Origin of the sequence: Ectopseudomonas toyotomiensis, from assembly GCF_017167985.1 — a bacterium.
Taxonomy (GTDB): domain Bacteria; phylum Pseudomonadota; class Gammaproteobacteria; order Pseudomonadales; family Pseudomonadaceae; genus Aquipseudomonas; species Aquipseudomonas toyotomiensis.
The window spans coordinates 4,770,176-4,787,915 of sequence record NZ_CP070505.1; the positions used below are offsets into that span (position 1 = coordinate 4,770,176).

A 17,740-nucleotide genomic window follows, 5' to 3' on the forward strand; every position below is an offset into this window, starting at 1 on the left:
TTGGAATTTTCATGGGTTGAACTGTCTATCAATCGACGACGGTTCAACCCATGGGCTCTAACCGGTTGAGCTTTCACCACCCTAGAGAATCTTTATCAGGTCATTGCCAATATGGATGTTCTTTCCGAGTTCTTCGAGCGCACGAGCCTGCAAGGGCGACTGTTATTCGCCGGCCCGGTAGACGGTACCCTGGTGTTGGATAAGCCCCCTGGCATGGCATTCATCCACGTGATCGAGCGAGGTGCACTGGATATGGTGCACGCCGACAAGCCTCGTATCGCGATCAGTGAACCCAGCGTTTTGTTCTGTCCCAGCACCTGCTGCTACAAGCTGCGTGCGCACCAGCCCGGGGGTGTGGATCTGATCTGCGCCTCGTTCCAGTTCGGGCGTTCAGGGCAGCAGCCATTTCCATTGGGTCTCTTGGAGACCCTGGTGTTTCCGCTGAGCGCCCTTGAGCAGCTCGGGCCGGTGATCGGTTCACTGGTCAACGAATTCCGTACGCCGGCACCTGGTCGGAGCAAGGCGCTGAACCTGCTGTTCGAATATGTATTCGTCCTGCTGGTACGCCGCGCTGTGAACGAAGGGCGCATAACCAGCGGCCTGCTTTATGCGCTGCAGGACAGTCAACTGGGGCCTGCGCTGATCTGCATTCACCAGGAACCCCAGTTGGCCTGGAGTGTCGAGCGTCTGGCCGCGTTGGCGAAAATGTCGCGTACCAAGTTCGCAGCGCTGTTCTCCGAGGTCATGAGCATGACGCCCATGGCCTATGTAACGGCCTGGCGCATGAAGGTGGCGCAGGATCTGCTGCGTGAGGGAATGCCGATCAAGGTGATCGCCGATGCTGTGGGCTACGCCTCGCAGGCGTCGTTCTCACGCACCTTTGCCCAGCAGGTCGGGCAACCACCAGGCGAATGGTTACGGGCTGAAGGGGAGGACCCGCCGGCGAAGCTGCAGGTGCAGATTTACCGCGATTGAGCATGACATGCCCAGGGCAGCAGCAGCCCTGGGCACGTCTCATCGATCAGGCGACGACCGGAATCAGCGGGTCGGCGGCTGCCAGGGCGATCTCGCGCTTGGCCTCTGGCGGGTAGATCCACTGGGTGTTGATCTGCATTTTCAGCTCTTTGCCTTCCTTGCCGGTCAGCACCACCTTGCGCTCCCAGCCTTCGGTGAATACAGCGCCCCAGGCGCCCAGGTCCAGGCAGGTGACGTACTTGGGTTGGCTGTAGGGAATCGGCTCGATACCCAGCAGATCGGCTGCAGCGTTATTGCCGGAGGAGCGGCCGAGAGCGATGGCGTGCTGGCAGGTCATCAGTGCGTGGTTGCCAAGTTCATCCACCGCGGCATAGGCGGTATCGCCGGTGGCGTAGATGGCGTCCTGGCCCAACACTTTCAGGTTGCGGTCGACGTGCAGGCGGCCGAAGGCATCGCGCTCGCCATCGATCTGCTGCGTCAGCGGTGAGGCCTTAACCCCGACGGTCCAGACTACGGTGCTGGCTTCTATACGTTCGCCGTTGTCGAGCTGGACGCCATGCTCATCGACCATCGACACCGGGCTACCGAGCTTCCAGGTCACGCCCAGTGTGTCGCTGGCTTCGGCGATCACCGAGGCGATCTGCTCGCCCATGACGCTGCCAACCTGTTTGCCCATGTCGACGACGATCACCCGCACATCGGCCTCATCACCCAGAATGGCACGCAGCCGTGCCGGCATTTCCGTGGCCGTTTCGATACCGGTGAAGCCTCCACCGACCACCACCACGGTGTTACGGGCCTGGCTGGCCGGTTTGTCGCACAAGCTCTGCAGATGGGCCTCAAGTTTCTGCGCCGACTCCAGGCTGTCGACATCGAAGGCGAAGCGGTCGATACCGGCCAGTGGAGGCCGGGCGACCTGGCTACCGGAGGCCAGAATCAACCGGTCGAAATTCAGTTCGGCCTGGGCGCCGCTTGCGCTGCGATAGATGACTCGCCTGCCTGCGGCGTCGATACGGGTGGCGCTGCCTTGCACGAATTGCACACCGACCGCATCGAACAACGGGCCGAGCGGGGCAACGGTGGTGCTCAGGTCGCTTTCATAGAAGCGCGGGCGTACGCGCAGTTCCGCTTGCGGAGCGAGGAGGGTAACGGCGACGTCCAGGCGCTGGTGCTGGTCCAGCAGGCGAACGGCGCTCAGCGCACTCCACATACCGCCGAAGCCGGCACCGATGATCAGGATCTGCTGTTTCATATCGTGAATTCCCATAGTCGTTGAAGAGAAGAAGTGTTGGCTGGCTACGGGATCGATTGTGTGGTTGTTTTGGATCAGGGTATTGATCCAGTATCTGCAAAAATAATTAGTCCACTTCGAGGACCCTATGCCACTCGATAAAACCCCACCGCAAGTGGTCTTTCTGCCGCTGGGAACGCCGGAGGAGGGAGTCAGCCTGCAGGGATGGCTATACGAGTCGCTGCGTCGCGCGATTCTGAGTGGGCGCCTGCCCGCTGGCAGCAAGCTACCCAGTACTCGCTCCATGGCCGAGTACTACGGCCTGGCGCGTGGGACGGTGCAGGCTGCCTATCAGCAGTTGCTTTCCGAAGGCTATCTGCAAGCTCGAACCGGCAGCGGTACGCGCGTCAGCGAGGTGTTGCCGGACCCGACGCTGAACGCCGGATACGTTCGGCGCAAGGTGGTGGCCGAAGTGCAAGAGAAGCGCACAGCACCTGACACGCCCTGGCTAAAGCGTCTGGCCGAGATCGAACCAATCTTCTCGCGGCGAACGCTGCCAACCGGCGTGCGTCCGTTCTTTCCTCACCGTGGCGATATCAACGCCTTTCCCATCGACCTGTGGCGCAAGTTGCACACCCAGCAGTTGCGTAGCTCGCGCCTGACGATGTTGCTCGACGCCGACCCGGCAGGCCTGCCCGAGCTGCGTGAAGCCATCGCCGGCTATCTGGCCATCGCCCGTGGGGTACAGGTTTCACCGGAACGCATCCTGGTGCTCGGCAGCGTGCAACAAGGCTTGGATATATGCCTGCGCTTGCTGGCTCCAGGCGACTCTCAGGTCTGGATGGAAGATCCCGGTTATCCCGGCGCACGGCAGTTGATGGACATCTCTGGAGTGACGCGAGTGGACGTGCCGGTAGATCGTTCCGGCCTCAAGGTGGACGAGGGGAGGCGCATGGCTCCTGGCGCTCGGTTGGCTTACGTCACCCCCTCACGCCAGGCACCAATGGGCGGCGAGTTGTCGCCTGCACGGCGCCTGGCCTTGCTGAAATGGGCGGCGGAGCAGGGCAGTTACATCTTCGAAGACGACTACGACAGCGAGTACCGTTTCATCGCCAAGCCCATTCCGGCACTGCGCTCCATGCCGAGCGCCGAGCACTCGGTGATCATGGCTGGCACCTTCAGCAAACTGCTGTTTCCCTCGATTCGTCTGGCCTATCTGGTGCTGCCCGAGCATCTTGTGGAGAGTTTCACCCGCGCTTCGGCACTGATTTCGCGCCATGCCAACAGCCTGGCGCAGGCCGTGCTGGCCGACTTCATCCATGAGGGGCATTTCGACCGTCACGTGCGGCGCATGCGCAAGATCTACGCAACGCGTGCCGATGCCTTCGCCGAGGCCGCGCACAAGCACTGGCAAGGGCTGATCGATGTGCCGGAAATTCGTGCAGGTATGGATATCGCCTGCCACTTGCAGGTGGAGAACGAGCAGGAAGCTTTCGCGCGTTTGCAGGCTGCCGGTATCGACGCGTTGCCACTGGCGAGCTACTGCGTCGAGGCAAGGCCACCAGGGTTGGTAATGGGCTTTGCGCCTTATGAAGAACGCGCCATCGAGGATGCCGCCAGGGCAGTTGCGCACACCCTGCGCGGCTGAGAACTGCCCCGGCCGAGGCCGGGGCAGCGACCATCAGAGGATACTCAGCGGGTATTCGACAAAAGCACGAATCTCGTTGAGATCCGGCCCTACGTCGGTGCTGGAGCGGTAGATGGAGTTACGCAGACGCAGGTGCAGATCCTTGGCAGCGCCACTCTGGAAGGTGTAGCCGATCTGGTTGAAGATCTCGCGTTCGGTACCATTGTTGTCGCTGCCGGTATCGATGTTGTCACCGCGTACGTAGGCGAACTTGTAACGAAGACCCGGCACGCCGTACTCGGCGAAGTTCAGCTCGTAGCTGGCCTGCCAGGAGCGCTCGTCCTTCAGGTTGAAGTCCGAGTAGTAGGAGTTGGCCACATAGATGGTTCCGCCGCCGTCGCCATAATCTTTGGCAAATCCGGCATCGCCGCTGTTGCGCTGGTGCGCGACGATGAAGGCATGGGCGCCGATGCTGTACTTGGCCGCCAAGCTCCAGATAGTGTTGCGGTCACCTTCGCCATCGCCGCCGTAATCCAGGGCCGCTACTGAACCGGTGTCGTACTTGGTGCGATAGATGTTGAAGTCGAAATTCAACGCCTGTTCGGCGGCCAACACCAAGTTGTAATTGACGTTGGCGTAATAGCGTTTGTACATGTCCTCGAGGTCAGCGTGATAGAGCGCCACACTCAGATCGTCGCTGACGGCGTAGCTGCCACCGAACACGTCGATGCTCTTGAGTCGGTTGGGGTCGCGAGCCGAGTCACCCATCGGGCTGTCAGCGGTGAAACGGCCTGCATTCAGTTCCAGGCCGTCGATTTCATTGCTGGTGACCAGCGTGCCGGTGAACGACTGTGGCAGCAGACGAGTGTCGTCATGGGCCAGAACCGGCAGGGAAGGGAACTGGTTGCCGTACTTGATCACGGTATTGGAGATGCGCAGCTTCACTGCACCGCCAGCCTGGGACAGGTCGTCCACCGGGCGACCTTCGCTATCGGTATCGAAGAAGGGGCGATAGTTGCGACCGCGACCACTGTCGAGCTTGACCCCGAGCAGGCCGAAAGCATCGACGCCAAAGCCGACGGTGCCCTGGGTAAAACCCGACTCGAAGGTGGCGATGAAGCCCTGTCCCCAGGTCTTGGCATCGTTGGTGTTGTCTTTGAAATCACGGTTGAAGTAGGCATTGCGCAGCAACAGATCGAGGCTGGCGTCCTCGACGAAACCATTGGCTTCGGACTGGCTGCTGGCATGAGCCAACTGCCCGCCCAGCGCGAGGCTGCAAGCCAGCGCGAGACAGTGCTTCTTGTGCATGAGTGCTCCGGTGTTGGTATGTTTTCTTGTCAGGCCTCGCATCGAGACAAGGCCCAGTCCAAACGGACCGCTCATAAATATCACCGAGACGGTACAGGCACTACTGAAGGTGGTCGATGATCACTATCGACTTCTTCGATGAGGGGTTGGCAGCGAGCGGGGGTAGGCTTCTCCCCGATGAAGATTCCATAGGCGGCGGTTTTTGCAACACTCCCGGAAGCCGTCGCTCTGGCTCCACTTCATCTCCTTTGGTTAAGACGACTTGTGGCCGCCTGGTGATCCAGTGCGGCCTTTTTTTGTTCTCGTCTTTCTCAGCCAGCCGTGCGTGGCGGTTCAAACCATGGCTCAGTGAAAATCGCGGCTGCGGATATCCAGGCCCGTCAGCATCGTCGTCATGTCCGTCAGGCGCCCGGCAATCACGTGGCGCACACCGTCGACGGTCTCCAGGTGACCATCGATGCGCAGCATCTGCGACTGCACCAGAACCCGTCGCTGCCGCTCGGCCAGGTCGTGCCAGACGATCACATTGACCAGACCGAACTCATCTTCGAGGGTGACGAAAATGACGCCGCTGGCGGTTTGCGGCCTTTGCCGGCCGATCACCAGACCGGCAATGCTGACAGGCCGGCCGTGCTCAACTGCCTGTAGCTCCCGCGAGCTCTTGCAGCGTATCGCGCGCAGCGCCTGGCGCAGCAGAGCCAGAGGATGCGGACCGAGCGTGGTGCCAAGCGTGGCATAGTCGGTCAGCAGGTCTTCTCCTTGCGATGGTGCAGGCAGATTCAGGATTTCTTCACTCGGCGCAGACACGCCAGCGAACAACGGCAACTGCTCCTCGACGCCAGCAACCGCCCAGCGCGCCTGGTAGCGGTGGCCAACCAGGCCGGAGAGCGCGCCTGCATCGGCCAATCGCTCGCGCGCCGATGCATCCAGGCGTGCACGTATGCTGAGGTCTTCGACATCACGGAATGCGCCGCACTGGCGCGCCTGTTCGATACGGCGCGCATCGTCTTCGCGCATGCCACGAATCATCCTCAGCCCCAGGCGAATGGTCGGCTCGCCATGTTCATCGGGCTCCAGGCTGCAATCCCAGTCGCTGTAATGCACGTCCACGGGACGCACCTCGACATCATGCCGCCGTGCATCCTGCAGCACCTGATCCGGGCTGTAGAAGCCCATTGGCCAACTATTGACCAGCGCGCAGGCATAGGCAGCAGGCTCGTGGCACTTCAACCAGCAACTGGCATAGGCGAGCAGGGCGAAGCTGGCCGCGTGCGACTCGGGAAAACCGTAACTGCCGAAGCCCTCGATCTGGCGGAAGATCCGCTCGGTGAATGCCTGCGTGTAACCCTTTTCCAGCATGCGCGAGGTGAGTCGCTGACGATGCGGTTCGAGCCCGCCATGACGCTTCCAGGCGGCCATGCTGCGGCGTAGTTCATCCGCCTCGCCGGGGGTGTACTCGGCAGCGACGATGGCCAGCTCCATGACCTGCTCCTGAAACAGCGGCACGCCGAGTGTACGCTCGAAGACCGGCTTGAGTTCATCCGAGGGATAGTCGATCGGTTCTTCGCCGTTTCGCCGACGCAGGTAGGGGTGCACCATGTCGCCCTGAATCGGCCCCGGACGGACGATGGCCACCTGGATCACCAGGTCGTAGAACTCCTTCGGGCGCAGTCGTGGCAGCATCGCCATCTGCGCACGGGACTCGATCTGGAACGCGCCGATGGTGTCTGCACGGCTGATCATGGCGTAGGTGGCCGGGTCTTCCTTGGGCAGGGTCGCCAGCGTCCACTGCGTGCCTCGGTAGCGCTCGATCAGGCCGAAACAACGGCGCAGTACGCTGAGCATACCCAAAGCCAGCACGTCGACCTTGAGCAGGCCGACCCTGTCCAGATCGTCCTTGTCCCACTGGATGACAGTACGCTCGGCCATCGTCGCGTTCTCCACCGGCACCAGCGTATCGAGGGCGTGCTCGGAAATGACGAAACCGCCCGGATGCTGCGACAGATGGCGAGGAAAGCCGATCAACTCGCCGGTCAGTATCAGCACGCGCCTGAGCAGTGGATTCTGCGGATCGAACCCCGCCTCCAGCAGTCGCTCGGGCGCTGGCGGGCCGCTGCTCCAGCGGCCACAGCAGTCAGCCAGGGCATTGATCTGGTCTGGCGGCAAGCCAAGGGCCTTGGCGACGTCGCGTATCGCCCCGGCGCCGTGATAGGTGTTGACCACGGCCGTGAGCGCCGCACGCGTTCGACCGTAGCGACGAAACACGTACTGGATGACTTCTTCACGGCGTTCATGCTCGAAATCGACGTCGATATCCGGCGGCTCGTTGCGCTCGCGGGAGAGAAAACGCTCGAACAACAGCCGGCTGTGGGTGGGGTCCAGCTCGGTGATACCCAGGGCGAAACAGACGCTCGAGTTGGCCGCCGACCCCCGGCCCTGGCAGAGGATGTGCTGCTCGCGGGCAAAGCGGACGATGTCGTGCACGGTCAGAAAGTAGCTTTCGTATTCCAGTTCGGCGATCAGTGCCAGCTCGTGTTCGATCTGCGCGCGAGCGGCGGTCGGCACGCCTTCGCGCCAGCGCTCGGCGGCGCCACGTTCCACCAGAACGCGCAGCCAGGAAGTGGGGTCATGACCTGCCGGCACCAGCTCGTGTGGGTAGTGATAATCCAGCTCGTCGAGATCGAAGTGGCAGCGTTCGGCGATGCACAGCGTCTGCATGAGCAGCTCGGACGGATAGAGCTCGGCCAGCTCATCAAACCGGCGCAGATGCCGTTCGCCATTGGCAAACAGATAGGCGCTGGCCTCAGCCACGGGCAGATGATGACGGATGGCGCTCATGCAATCCTGCAGGGCGCGGCGGCCACGGGCATGCATGTGTACGTCGCCACAGGCCACGGCTGGCAGGTCGTGATCGCCTGCCAGCTCGAGCAGGCGCTGCAGGCGCGCGGTATCGTCCGCGCCACGATGCAACTCAACGCCTAGCCACAGACGCTCGGGAAACAGCGAGCAAAGCCAGGGCAGGGCGCTGGCGTCACCGTCGCTGAGCCAGATGGCCAGCAGGCCATCGAGCGGCGCCACGAAATCCTCGTGCAGCAATCGATAAGTGCCTTTTGCCGCTCGGCGCCGCGCCCGAGTGATCAGGCCGCATAGCGCCTGATAGCCCGTCAGGTTCTCGGCCAGCAGCACCAGCTTCGGGCCTTTCTCAATGAGCACCTCGCTGCCTACGATCAGCTTTACCCCGGTTTTCTTCGAGGCTTCCCAGGCGCGCACGATGCCGGCCAGGGTGCATTCATCGGTGATTGCCAAGGCGCGATAGTTCAGCCTTGCCGCACGCTCGAACAACTCCTGCGCACTGGACGCGCCACGCTGGAAACTGAAGTTGGACAGGCAATGCAGCTCGGCGTAATCGCTCATGCAAACCAACCGTGCAGCAGCAATGGCCCATCACTACCGACCGGGCGATACGCCCAGCCGCGCTGACCGGCACGGGTTTGCACCACGTAATAGTCGCGGCGCACATCTTCGCCATCCCACCAGCCGGACTCGATGCGCTCCGGGCCGGAGAGGATGCGCAGCGAGGCTTCACGCAGCGGCTGGGGTTCGCTCAGCAGCCAGCCGGGGCGCGGGCCGCCGGGAGGCAGCAAGGGATTGGCAGGTTCATTTAGCCAGGCATGCTCGGGGCGGTGATCGGCTCTGGCACCGAGGCCATGCAGAGCGTCATCACCGAGGCGCGCCCTTAGCCGCTCGCGTAATTGCTCCCAGGGCTGGTTCTGCTGTGGACGCTCGTCGAACAGTTGCTGATGCTGCGGCGCGAAGGTCGGCAGTTCACGCGCCTCCAGCCGCACGGCCAGCACCGGGGCTGGTAGCTGCTGATGTTCCAGACGGCCACGTGTCAGCTCGAACAGCATGCCGGGATCACGCTCGGCGCTGAGCAGGCCCACTTGTATCTGCGTATCGGCACCCGCGCGGTGTTCCAGGTGCAGGGTGAAACGCTGCACGCCACTATCACGACAGGCCAGGTAAGCCGCCAGATCGGCTGTCAGCCGGCGCAACGGGAACAGCAGTGCCTGATGCGATTCCACTTCGAAATTCAGCTCGATACGGGTATCGAAAACATCCGCAGGCACGAAGAAATCCAGCGCTAAGGGGCGCTGGCCAGACAGGGTATCGAGATGACGTAGCACTTCGGCAGGAAAACGCTTGGCCAGGCTGTCACGCGGCAGAGCCAACAACTGCCGCAACTGCCTGAGCCCCATGCGATTGAAGGCCGTGGTTAGCGTGGCGGATAGCCCGAGCCGATCCACTGGCAAGGGATCGAGCATCTGCTTGAGCATCCGCTCATCACTTGCCATCAACCCATCACCGATATTGACCAGCACTCGGGCTGCTGCCGGATTCGGCGCGACGGCAATACGGTGCTGGAAGGTCAGCGCCGAAAGCTCGGCGCGCAGGCGTGCTTCGAAACGCGGCCAGGGGCCGAACAGTCCGAGACTGGACTGTACCTCCAGCAACAGGCAGCGCGGATAGTGCAGGCTGACCTGGGCACTGAACCCATAGGCCCAGGCAGCCAGAAACTGCTGCCAGCGCTCGATGGCCGCAAGATCGTATTCTGCCGTGGCAAACCCACGTGTCAGCGCCTGCGCTGCAGTCAGTGACTGACCGGGCTTCAGTCCCAGGGCTCGGGCTGCCGGGTTGACGGCTTGAAGAACGCGCCGTTGTGGCGAGCCGGTAAGCAGCACCAACGGCTCGTCGGGACTGGCACGGTGGCGCTGCACGCCGTCCATGGCCAGTTGCGGCAACAAGATGCAAGCCCAGAGCATGGCAGGCTCAATGCCAGGCAAACGCGAGCGGCTGTGCAGGCGGCAAACCACCACGGCACTTGATCACCCGCAACTGTGCTGGCTGACTGTCGAGCACCAGTCGTAGTGCTGCCGGTGAAGGATTGGCCGCTTCTGCCTGCGGCCGATAGGCGAAAGCCAGGGTTTGTCCGGTCGCAGCGGCCACCTGCAGACGTCTTAGCGAGCGATCATCGGCCTGACGCAACCAGCTCAACACCGCGCCACAACTCCCCGAACGCAAGCATTGTTCGGCAGCCCACAGGGCATCGCGGCCATCTGCCTGGATGATGCTCAGTTGGCGCAAATCGACGCCGGCATGAATCCAGGCCTGAGGGTAGGGCAGATGAGGAGGGGAGATTAGCACCACCCGTTCGCCGGAAACCGTCAGCCTGGCAAGGGTCGGCCACAGCAAGCTCAGCTCGCCGATGCCAGGCGCAGTCGTGAGAATTTCACTGAGTGCAGCCTTAGGCCAGCCGCCACCTGGCAATGCGGCGTCGAGAAACTGATGTCCAGTTGAGAAATTGGCGCCCGACGGCGATGAAACGACCTGGCCTCGCCATACGCGGCGAGCGTCGATCAACCGGTCAAGCGCGACCACGGATGACATGGAGTAGCAACCAAATACTGTATATGAATACAGTATTATTTGAGCCGACGCATGGGTCAAGAGAATCGCGATAAGGTGCTCAGCCTGGTTACCGAGACGCAGCCGAGTCAGCCGAATAAATCAGTCCGGAGAATCGTGTCGATCCAGGGAATCGTGATCTACGTACAACCGACTCATACGATCCGTCGTGTTGTGCAGACGCTGACTCGAAGCGAACCCATATGGCTTCTCGGAAATTTATCGCTGCGCGCACCTAGGATTGTCGACCGCAAAGCGGAGCTGCAGATGCGGTTGTGAAAGATCTCAAGGCCCATGGGAGCCCATGGATCAATGGACCATGGGAACGATGAAGCCCGGCGTTTCAAGTGTCTGGGAGCCAACATAGGTAATTCAGTCTGGCCAAATCGAGAGTAAGAGTTCCCACATTGGATAAACCATAGGTTCGCATAATGTATATTATGTTAAATTACATATTGGCTTGAGTATGCGGTGAACCACTGTGACAGCTGGTTCGCATCAGGCACGTAACGCGATCCCCGCTCTTTGAGAAATCCTCATGCCTGATGACCGAATTCTTAGTTAAAGGCGCAGTTACAGGTGGTAATCGCCTGCGGCCTCCGGCTGATATAGCACTTTCCTGATCTCGATCCGGCGAGTCCGATCAGACACTCGCCAGTCGATGGCGTCGCCCTCCTGATAGCCCAGGATGGCGGCGCCGATGTCGGAACACACGGAATGCTTGCCAGCGCTGCTGTCCGCGTCCTCAGGATAGACCAAGGCCACTTCGATCTCTTCGTCATCCAGCTGCAACAAGGCCCTGGAGTTCATCGTGACGACATTGCACGCCACCTGTTGCGGCTTGACGACGATGGCCCGCTCAAGCTCATGTTCGAGCTCAACAACGGCCGGGCCTTGCTCGAGCGCGATCAGACATTCGAGCCTGGCCTTGTCGATTTCAGTGATATAGATCCCCGTGGAGTCGCCAACGGCGCCTTCACGTAATAACTGGAGGTAGCGCCCCGCCGTCATGGAAAATGACTTCAATGTCGGCGTTTCACTCTCAAGCAGAAAACCGCTGCGTTGAAAGGTTTTCAGCGAGCGCGTGTTGTCCGGATGGATCTTGGCGATGAGCTTCTCGGCCCGTATGTCGAGGAAGGCCAGTTTCATGCCTTCGCGAATCGTACGTGCACCAAGGTTTTGGCCCCATTTGTTGCTGTCTCCGATGGCCAGGACTATCTCGCAATCGCGGCCGGTCTTGATCAGTCGGACAAAGCCTACCGGTTCATCATGTCGGTCGTAAGCCATGAAAAATCGGCCGCCCCGGTTGAACAGATGGGTCAGGATCGGCAATTGAGTTCGTTCGATGGCTTGCTCGATAGAGCGGGAAACATGACGTGAATCGCTCAGATAGCAGGTGACGCGCTCATCCTGCAACCACTCCATCAGCGTCAGTGCGTGTGCCCGAGTAATTTCAGGGCACAGCGAAATGAAAGGCTTGTTCATCTTCACCACACACTTATATGCAAAGAATGAAAGCCCTTCATGGCTATGGCCATGACGGTTCTTTCGGCAACCAGCCACTTTAAGCCATAACGCGAGTAATGCCGAACCGCCTGCGCGGCACTCAAGCTAATCAAAGCATTCAGCTATCGCCATTGCCGCTTCGCTCAACGGCGACATCCCCTCCACTACTCCACTTGAACCGCATCTCACATGGTTTATCAGAGCGCCCTGGCCCAGTCGCGCAGCAAGTATTTCTGTATTTTGCCCGTCGAGGTCTTCGGCAGCTCACGGAACACCACGGTTTTGGGCAATTTGTAACTGGCCAGTTGCTCGCGGCAAAACCCAATGATGTCCTCCTCCCGAGTGTCCGCACTCCCCTCCTTGAGGGCGATGGACCACGCCCTTGGGGTTACCGGTGGTGCCGGAGGTGTAGTTGAGCGAGATGGCCTGCCATTCGTCCTCGGGCCACTGCCAGGCGAATTGCGGGTCGCCTTCGGCCAGCAATGCTTCGTAGTCCAGGTCGCTGACCGCCTGCCCTTCGCCATACTCGGGGTCGTCGACATCGACCACCAATGGTGGATGCGCCAGCAAACTCAGGGCCTCACGGATCACGCTATGGAACTCGCGATCAGTGATCAACACCTTCGCCTCGCCGTGTTCGAGCATGAAGGCAATCGCCGGCGCATCGAGGCGTACGTTCAGCGTGTTGAGCACCGCGCCAATCATCGGCACGCCAAAGTGCACTTCGAGCATCGCCGGGATGTTGGGCAGCATCACCGCCACCGTATCGCCCTTGCCGATGCCCCTGCGGCTGAGCGCACTGGCAAGACGTCGGCAACGCTCATAGGTGTCTTGCCAGTTGCGTCTCAAGGAACCGTGGATCACCGCGGGATATTGTCCGTAAACCGCTGCGGTGCGCTCGATGAAGCTCAGCGGTGAGAGCGCTACGTGGTTAACCGACAAGGGCGTCAGGCCAGTTTCGAAAATCGACATGAGGTTTTCCTGCAGGAAGGCCACCCGCCAAGCAGGTAGCCTTCAGTGGCTGATTGTTAGCTCTGATTCAGGTGTTGAAAGGCCTCGCCTGGCGGCTAATGAGGCGTTTCTTCGGTTTCCTGGATAGCCGCGAACTCTTCCTCTGGCGTGCCGGACACCAGGTGGTGGCGGCTGTATAGCGCAAAGTAGGCAATGAAGAGCCCGTAGATTGCCGCCGTACCCATCATCACTTTCGGGTCTACCAGGAAGCCGGCGACCAAGGCGATCGCCGCCAGGATCAAGGCGAATGACGACGTGACGATGCCACCTGGCGTGCGATACGGGCGCTGCATGTCCGGGCGACGGATGCGCAGGGAGATGTGCGCCGCCATCATCAGTACGTAGGACAGCGTAGCGCCGAACACCACGACCAGGATCAGCAAGTCACCCTGCCCCGTCAGCGACAGACCGAAGCCGATGAACCCTGGTATTACCAACGCGTGGACCGGCGCCTTGTTGCGATTGGTGACCGACATCTTGCGTGGCAGGTAGCCCGCTCGCGACAGGGCAAAGATCTGCCGCGAGTAGGCATAGATCACCGAGAAGAAACTGGCGATCAGTCCGGCCAAGCCAACCAGGTTGACGAACTGGCTCATCCAGGTCGAACCCCCATACACCGCCTCTAGGGCCGCCACCAGTGGATTGCCCGAGTCCATCAGCGCCTCGGCACCCGCAGCCCCAGGGCCTACCAGTAGGATCAACGCGGCGAAGATGAGCAGTAGCAGCATCGAGCCGATCAAGCCACGTGGCAGGTCGCGCGTGGGGTTCTTGGTTTCCTCTGCGGCCAGAGCGACACCCTCCACGGCGAGGAAGAACCACATCGCGTAAGGGATTGCGGCCCAGATGCCGACATAGCCGAATGGCAGGAAGCTGCTGGCACCCTTGGCTTCGCTCGCCGGGATATCGAACAGGTTAGCAATCTCGACGTGCGGAACCATAGCCACGATGAACAGGCCAAGTGCGATGGCCGCCACTGCAGTAATGACGAACATCACCTTCAGGGCCTCTCCCGCACCGAGCACATGGATACCGATGAACAGCGTGTAGAACGCCAGGTAGATCGGCCAGCCACCAACGCCGAACAGTGACTCACAGTAGGCACCGATGAAAACCGCGATAGCGGCCGGCGCGATGGCGTACTCGAGCAGGATCGCCGCCCCGGCGAAGAAGCCGCCCCAGGGCCCGAAGGCCGTGCGGACGAAGCCGTAACCGCCACCTGCGGTGGGAATCATCGAAGACAACTCGGCCATGGAGAAGCACATGCACAGGTACATGGCGGCCATCAGCAAGGTGGCGAGGAACATGCCGCCCCACCCGCCTTGGGCCAGGCCGAAGTTCCAGCCGGCAAAGTCACCCGATATGACATAGGCAACCCCCAGACCGATAAGCAGCACCCATCCCGCAGCACCTTGTTTCAACTGTCGATTCTGGAAATATTGCGCATCGACATTCTCGGTTTCGACACCGCGCGCGAGGCTGATTGTTTGTTCTTGTTGAATGGACATAAGTTGGGTCCTCTTCATGTCAGCCGCCATGCACCTGCACGGCGGCGTGAGGCGAATTAGGGAGTGGCTATGGCAGTACTCAGAAGAACCCCAACGGGTTGATGTCGTAGCTGATCAGCAAGTTCTTGGTCTGCTGGTAGTGGTCGAGCATCATCTTGTGAGTCTCGCGCCCTACCCCAGACTTCTTGTAGCCACCGAACGCGGCATGCGCCGGGTACAGGTGGTAGCAGTTGGTCCATACGCGGCCAGCCTTGATACCGCGCCCCATCCGGTAGGCACGGTTGATGTCGCGAGTCCACACCCCGGCGCCCAGGCCGAACTCGGTGTCGTTGGCAATCGCCAGGGCCTCGGCTTCGTCCTTGAAAGTGGTGACGCTGACCACCGGGCCGAAGATCTCTTCCTGGAACACGCGCATCTTGTTGTGGCCCTTGAGCAGGGTCGGCTGGATGTAGTAACCGGTGGCCAAGGAGCCTTCGAGCTTCTCCACCTTGCCACCGGTCAGCAGCTCAGCACCCTCCTCCTGGGCAATCTCCATGTACGACAGGATCTTCTCGAACTGCTGCTGAGAGGCCTGGGCGCCGACCATGGTGTCGGTGTCCAGCGGGTTGCCGCGCTTGATCTGCTGCACCTTTTTCAGCACCACTTCCATGAACTGTGGGTAGATCGACTCCTGCACCAGCGCGCGCGACGGGCAGGTGCACACCTCGCCTTGGTTGAAGAAAGCCAGCGCCAGGCCTTCGGCGGCCTTTTCGATAAAGGCAGGCTCGGCGTTCATGATGTCTTCGAAGAAGATGTTCGGGCTCTTGCCGCCCAACTCCACGGTCGAGGGGATGATGTTCTCGGCGGCGCACTTGAGAATGTGCGAGCCCACCGGGGTGGAGCCGGTAAAGGCGATCTTGGCGATACGTTTGCTGGTGGCCAGGGCCTCGCCGGCTTCGCGGCCATAGCCTTGCACCACATTGAGCACGCCCGGCGGCAGCAGGTCGCCGATCAGCTCCATCAGCACGGTAATCGACAACGGGGTCTGCTCGGCAGGCTTCAAGATCACGCAGTTACCTGCGGCCAGTGCGGGGGCTAGTTTCCAGGCGGCCATCAACAACGGAAAGTTCCACGGAATGATCTGCCCGACCACGCCAAGGGGCTCGTGGAAGTGATAGGCCGCGGTGTGTTCATCGATTTCGGCGGCGCTGCCTTCCTGGGCGCGGATGCACCCTGCGTAGTAGCGGAAGTGGTCGGCGGCCAGGGGCACGTCGGCATTCAGGGTTTCGCGAACGGCCTTACCGTTGTCCCAGGTTTCGGCCACGGCCAGCAGTTCGAGATTGGCTTCGATACGGTCGGCGATTTTCAGCAGGATGTGCGAACGTTCCTGCACGCTGGTGCGGCCCCAGGCGCCGGCAGCAGCATGGGCGGCATCCAGGGCTAACTCGATATCGTCGCTGCCTGAGCGTGGGAACTCACCAATCAACGAGCCATCGACCGGGCTGGTATTGCTGAAGTACAGGCCTTTGACCGGGGCCACGAACGCGCCACCGATATAGTTGCCATATTGCGGCTTGAGTTGGATGACCGCATCGGGTGTTCCGGGTTTCGCGTAGATCATGGTGCTCTCCGTGACATTGTTGTTGTGATTGTCGGACGCAGTACCGCTGCGCCGGTCAGAGTCGCTCGAGCACGCGCTCCAAGCTGTTCAGGAAAATCTCTGCATGCTCGCGCTGGAAGACCAGCGGTGGGCGAATCTTGAGGGTATTGACATGTGGACCGGCGGCGCCGATCAGCACGTGCTCCTCTCGCAAGCCGTTGACCACTTGCGCAGCAGTCGCGGCATCGGGCGCACCCTCCGGGGTAGTGAAGTCGACGCCGAGGTACAGCCCCATGCCACGCACATCACCGATGACCGGGTGGCGTACGGCCAGGCGCCGGAGTCCTTCGAGCATGAACTTGCCGGACTCGTGGGCATTGGCGATGAGGTTTTCCCGCTCGATCACTTCCAGCACCGCCAAGCCGACAGCGGATGAAACCGGGTTGCCGGCAAAGGTGTTGAAATAGCCTGACTCGTTGGCGAAACGCTGAAGGATTTGCGGCTTGATGGTGATGCCCGCCATTGGGTGGCCATTACCCATCGGTTTGCCCAGGGTGACGATGTCCGGGACCAGGCCATGGCACTGGAAGCCCCACATATGACGCCCCGAACGCCCATAGCCTGGCTGGACCTCATCGGCGATATACAGGCCGCCGGCCTCTCGCACGGCCTCGACGGCGTCTCGCAAGAACCCGGACGGTTCGAAGAAAGCGCCATCGCTGGTGAAGAACGAGTCCAGCAGCAGTGCCGCAGGCTTGATACCGTGGCTGCGCATATCAGCCAGCGCAGCACGCACATCGGCAGCGAAACGTCGGCCGACTTCCTCGGGGTTTTCCGGGCTATGTATCGGCGCCGCGACCGTACGTACATCAGGGCTCGCCGCGATCTGCGAAAACTGCGAGGAGGACAGTTCGGCAATGCTGGCGGTGAGTCCGTGGTAGGCGTAGTTCGTAACGATCACGCCGGTGCCGCCGGTATGCTCACGAGCGATACGCACCGCAAGATCGTTGGCCTCGCTGCCCGTGCAGGTGAACATTACCTGGCTCAGCTCGGCGGGCATGGTGCCCAACAGTTTCTCCGCAAAATCCAGGATGTTGTCGTCCAGGTAACGAGTGTGCGTATTGAGCAGACGCGCCTGGCGACACAGGGCATCGACGACATGTGGGTGGCAATGCCCGACTGACGGCACGTTGTTATAAACGTCCAGGTAGCGCTGCCCATCGACATCGTGGACCCAGACACCTTCGCCACGCACCAGGTGCAGCGGGTTCTGATAGAACAATTGATACCCAGGGCCGAGCAAACGCCGCCGACGCTCGATCATCTCGCGGGTACGCGGCGAGAGAGAGTTACTGCTTTCCTGTGAAAAAGCGTTGGTTTTCAGCATGGTGAACGGCCTCGCTAGGCGTGCAAAGAAGTACCGGAAGCGGCATCCAGGCATCAGATGCGTGATGGAAATAGTGCCGCTGGTTTCTTCTCGCGACTTGACCTTGGCAGATTCGTTATCTGCGCTGCGGTCAACTTTTCGACTTGAA

General features: G+C 61.0%; 11 protein-coding genes and 2 pseudogenes. 2 read left to right on the forward strand and 11 right to left on the reverse strand.

Going from position 1 to position 17,740, the window contains the following annotated elements; translation table 11 throughout:
- The first annotated feature begins 111 nt into the window (after nucleotides 1-111).
- The gene (locus JWV26_RS22100) at nucleotides 112-975 is read left to right on the forward strand and encodes a helix-turn-helix transcriptional regulator (RefSeq protein WP_074915018.1); all 864 of its coding nucleotides are present in this window, start codon (nucleotides 112-114) and stop codon (nucleotides 973-975) included.
- A gap of 46 nt (nucleotides 976-1,021) precedes the next feature.
- On the opposite strand, the gene JWV26_RS22105 is transcribed toward JWV26_RS22100, so the two are convergent.
- Nucleotides 1,022-2,227 carry an NAD(P)/FAD-dependent oxidoreductase gene (locus JWV26_RS22105; RefSeq protein ID WP_093052661.1) on the reverse strand — a complete coding sequence of 402 codons (1,206 nt, stop codon included), beginning with the start codon at nucleotides 2,225-2,227 and terminating at the stop codon, nucleotides 1,022-1,024.
- Between the two features lie 127 nt (nucleotides 2,228-2,354).
- On the opposite strand from JWV26_RS22105, the gene pdxR reads away from it, so the two are divergent.
- Complete coding sequence (pdxR, locus tag JWV26_RS22110; RefSeq protein ID WP_206417830.1) at nucleotides 2,355-3,854, forward strand: MocR-like pyridoxine biosynthesis transcription factor PdxR; 1,500 nt, start codon at nucleotides 2,355-2,357, stop codon at nucleotides 3,852-3,854.
- Nucleotides 3,855-3,887: 33 nt separating this feature from the next.
- On the opposite strand, the gene JWV26_RS22115 is transcribed toward pdxR, so the two are convergent.
- The 10 genes and pseudogenes from JWV26_RS22115 to JWV26_RS22160 form a co-directional block, all read right to left on the reverse strand.
- Nucleotides 3,888-5,141 carry an OprD family porin gene (locus tag JWV26_RS22115; RefSeq protein ID WP_074915023.1) on the reverse strand — a complete coding sequence of 418 codons (1,254 nt, stop codon included), beginning with the start codon at nucleotides 5,139-5,141 and terminating at the stop codon, nucleotides 3,888-3,890.
- A gap of 345 nt (nucleotides 5,142-5,486) precedes the next feature.
- A complete protein-coding gene (locus tag JWV26_RS22120) occupies nucleotides 5,487-8,555 on the reverse strand; it encodes an error-prone DNA polymerase (protein ID WP_206417831.1) in 3,069 nt (1,022 codons plus the stop codon).
- A complete protein-coding gene (locus JWV26_RS22125; protein ID WP_206417832.1) occupies nucleotides 8,552-9,961 on the reverse strand; it encodes a Y-family DNA polymerase in 1,410 nt (469 codons plus the stop codon). Before JWV26_RS22125 ends, JWV26_RS22120 begins: the two co-directional genes overlap by 4 nt.
- Before the next feature lie 7 nt (nucleotides 9,962-9,968).
- The gene (imuA, locus tag JWV26_RS22130) at nucleotides 9,969-10,586 is read right to left on the reverse strand and encodes a translesion DNA synthesis-associated protein ImuA (RefSeq protein WP_074915028.1); all 618 of its coding nucleotides are present in this window, start codon (nucleotides 10,584-10,586) and stop codon (nucleotides 9,969-9,971) included.
- A gap of 591 nt (nucleotides 10,587-11,177) precedes the next feature.
- A pseudogene (locus JWV26_RS22135) lies at nucleotides 11,178-12,142 on the reverse strand (bifunctional GNAT family N-acetyltransferase/nucleoside diphosphate kinase regulator).
- 165 nt (nucleotides 12,143-12,307) lie between these two features.
- Nucleotides 12,308-12,481 (reverse strand): AMP-binding enzyme, encoded by a 174-nt coding sequence (locus tag JWV26_RS24655; RefSeq protein ID WP_083431589.1) that lies wholly within the window; start codon nucleotides 12,479-12,481, stop codon nucleotides 12,308-12,310.
- Nucleotides 12,432-13,082 (reverse strand): annotated as a pseudogene (locus tag JWV26_RS22145) (AMP-binding protein); the annotation flags it as partial. The gene JWV26_RS24655 and the pseudogene JWV26_RS22145, both read right to left, overlap by 50 nt.
- Nucleotides 13,083-13,177: 95 nt before the next feature.
- Nucleotides 13,178-14,626, reverse strand: a complete 1,449-nt coding sequence (eat, locus tag JWV26_RS22150; protein WP_093052240.1) for an ethanolamine permease — start codon at nucleotides 14,624-14,626, stop codon at nucleotides 13,178-13,180.
- A gap of 79 nt (nucleotides 14,627-14,705) precedes the next feature.
- A complete protein-coding gene (gene exaC / locus JWV26_RS22155) occupies nucleotides 14,706-16,226 on the reverse strand; it encodes an acetaldehyde dehydrogenase ExaC (RefSeq protein WP_093052237.1) in 1,521 nt (506 codons plus the stop codon).
- Nucleotides 16,227-16,281: 55 nt separating this feature from the next.
- The gene (locus JWV26_RS22160; protein ID WP_093052234.1) at nucleotides 16,282-17,592 is read right to left on the reverse strand and encodes an aspartate aminotransferase family protein; all 1,311 of its coding nucleotides are present in this window, start codon (nucleotides 17,590-17,592) and stop codon (nucleotides 16,282-16,284) included.
- Nucleotides 17,593-17,740: the final 148 nt, after the last annotated feature.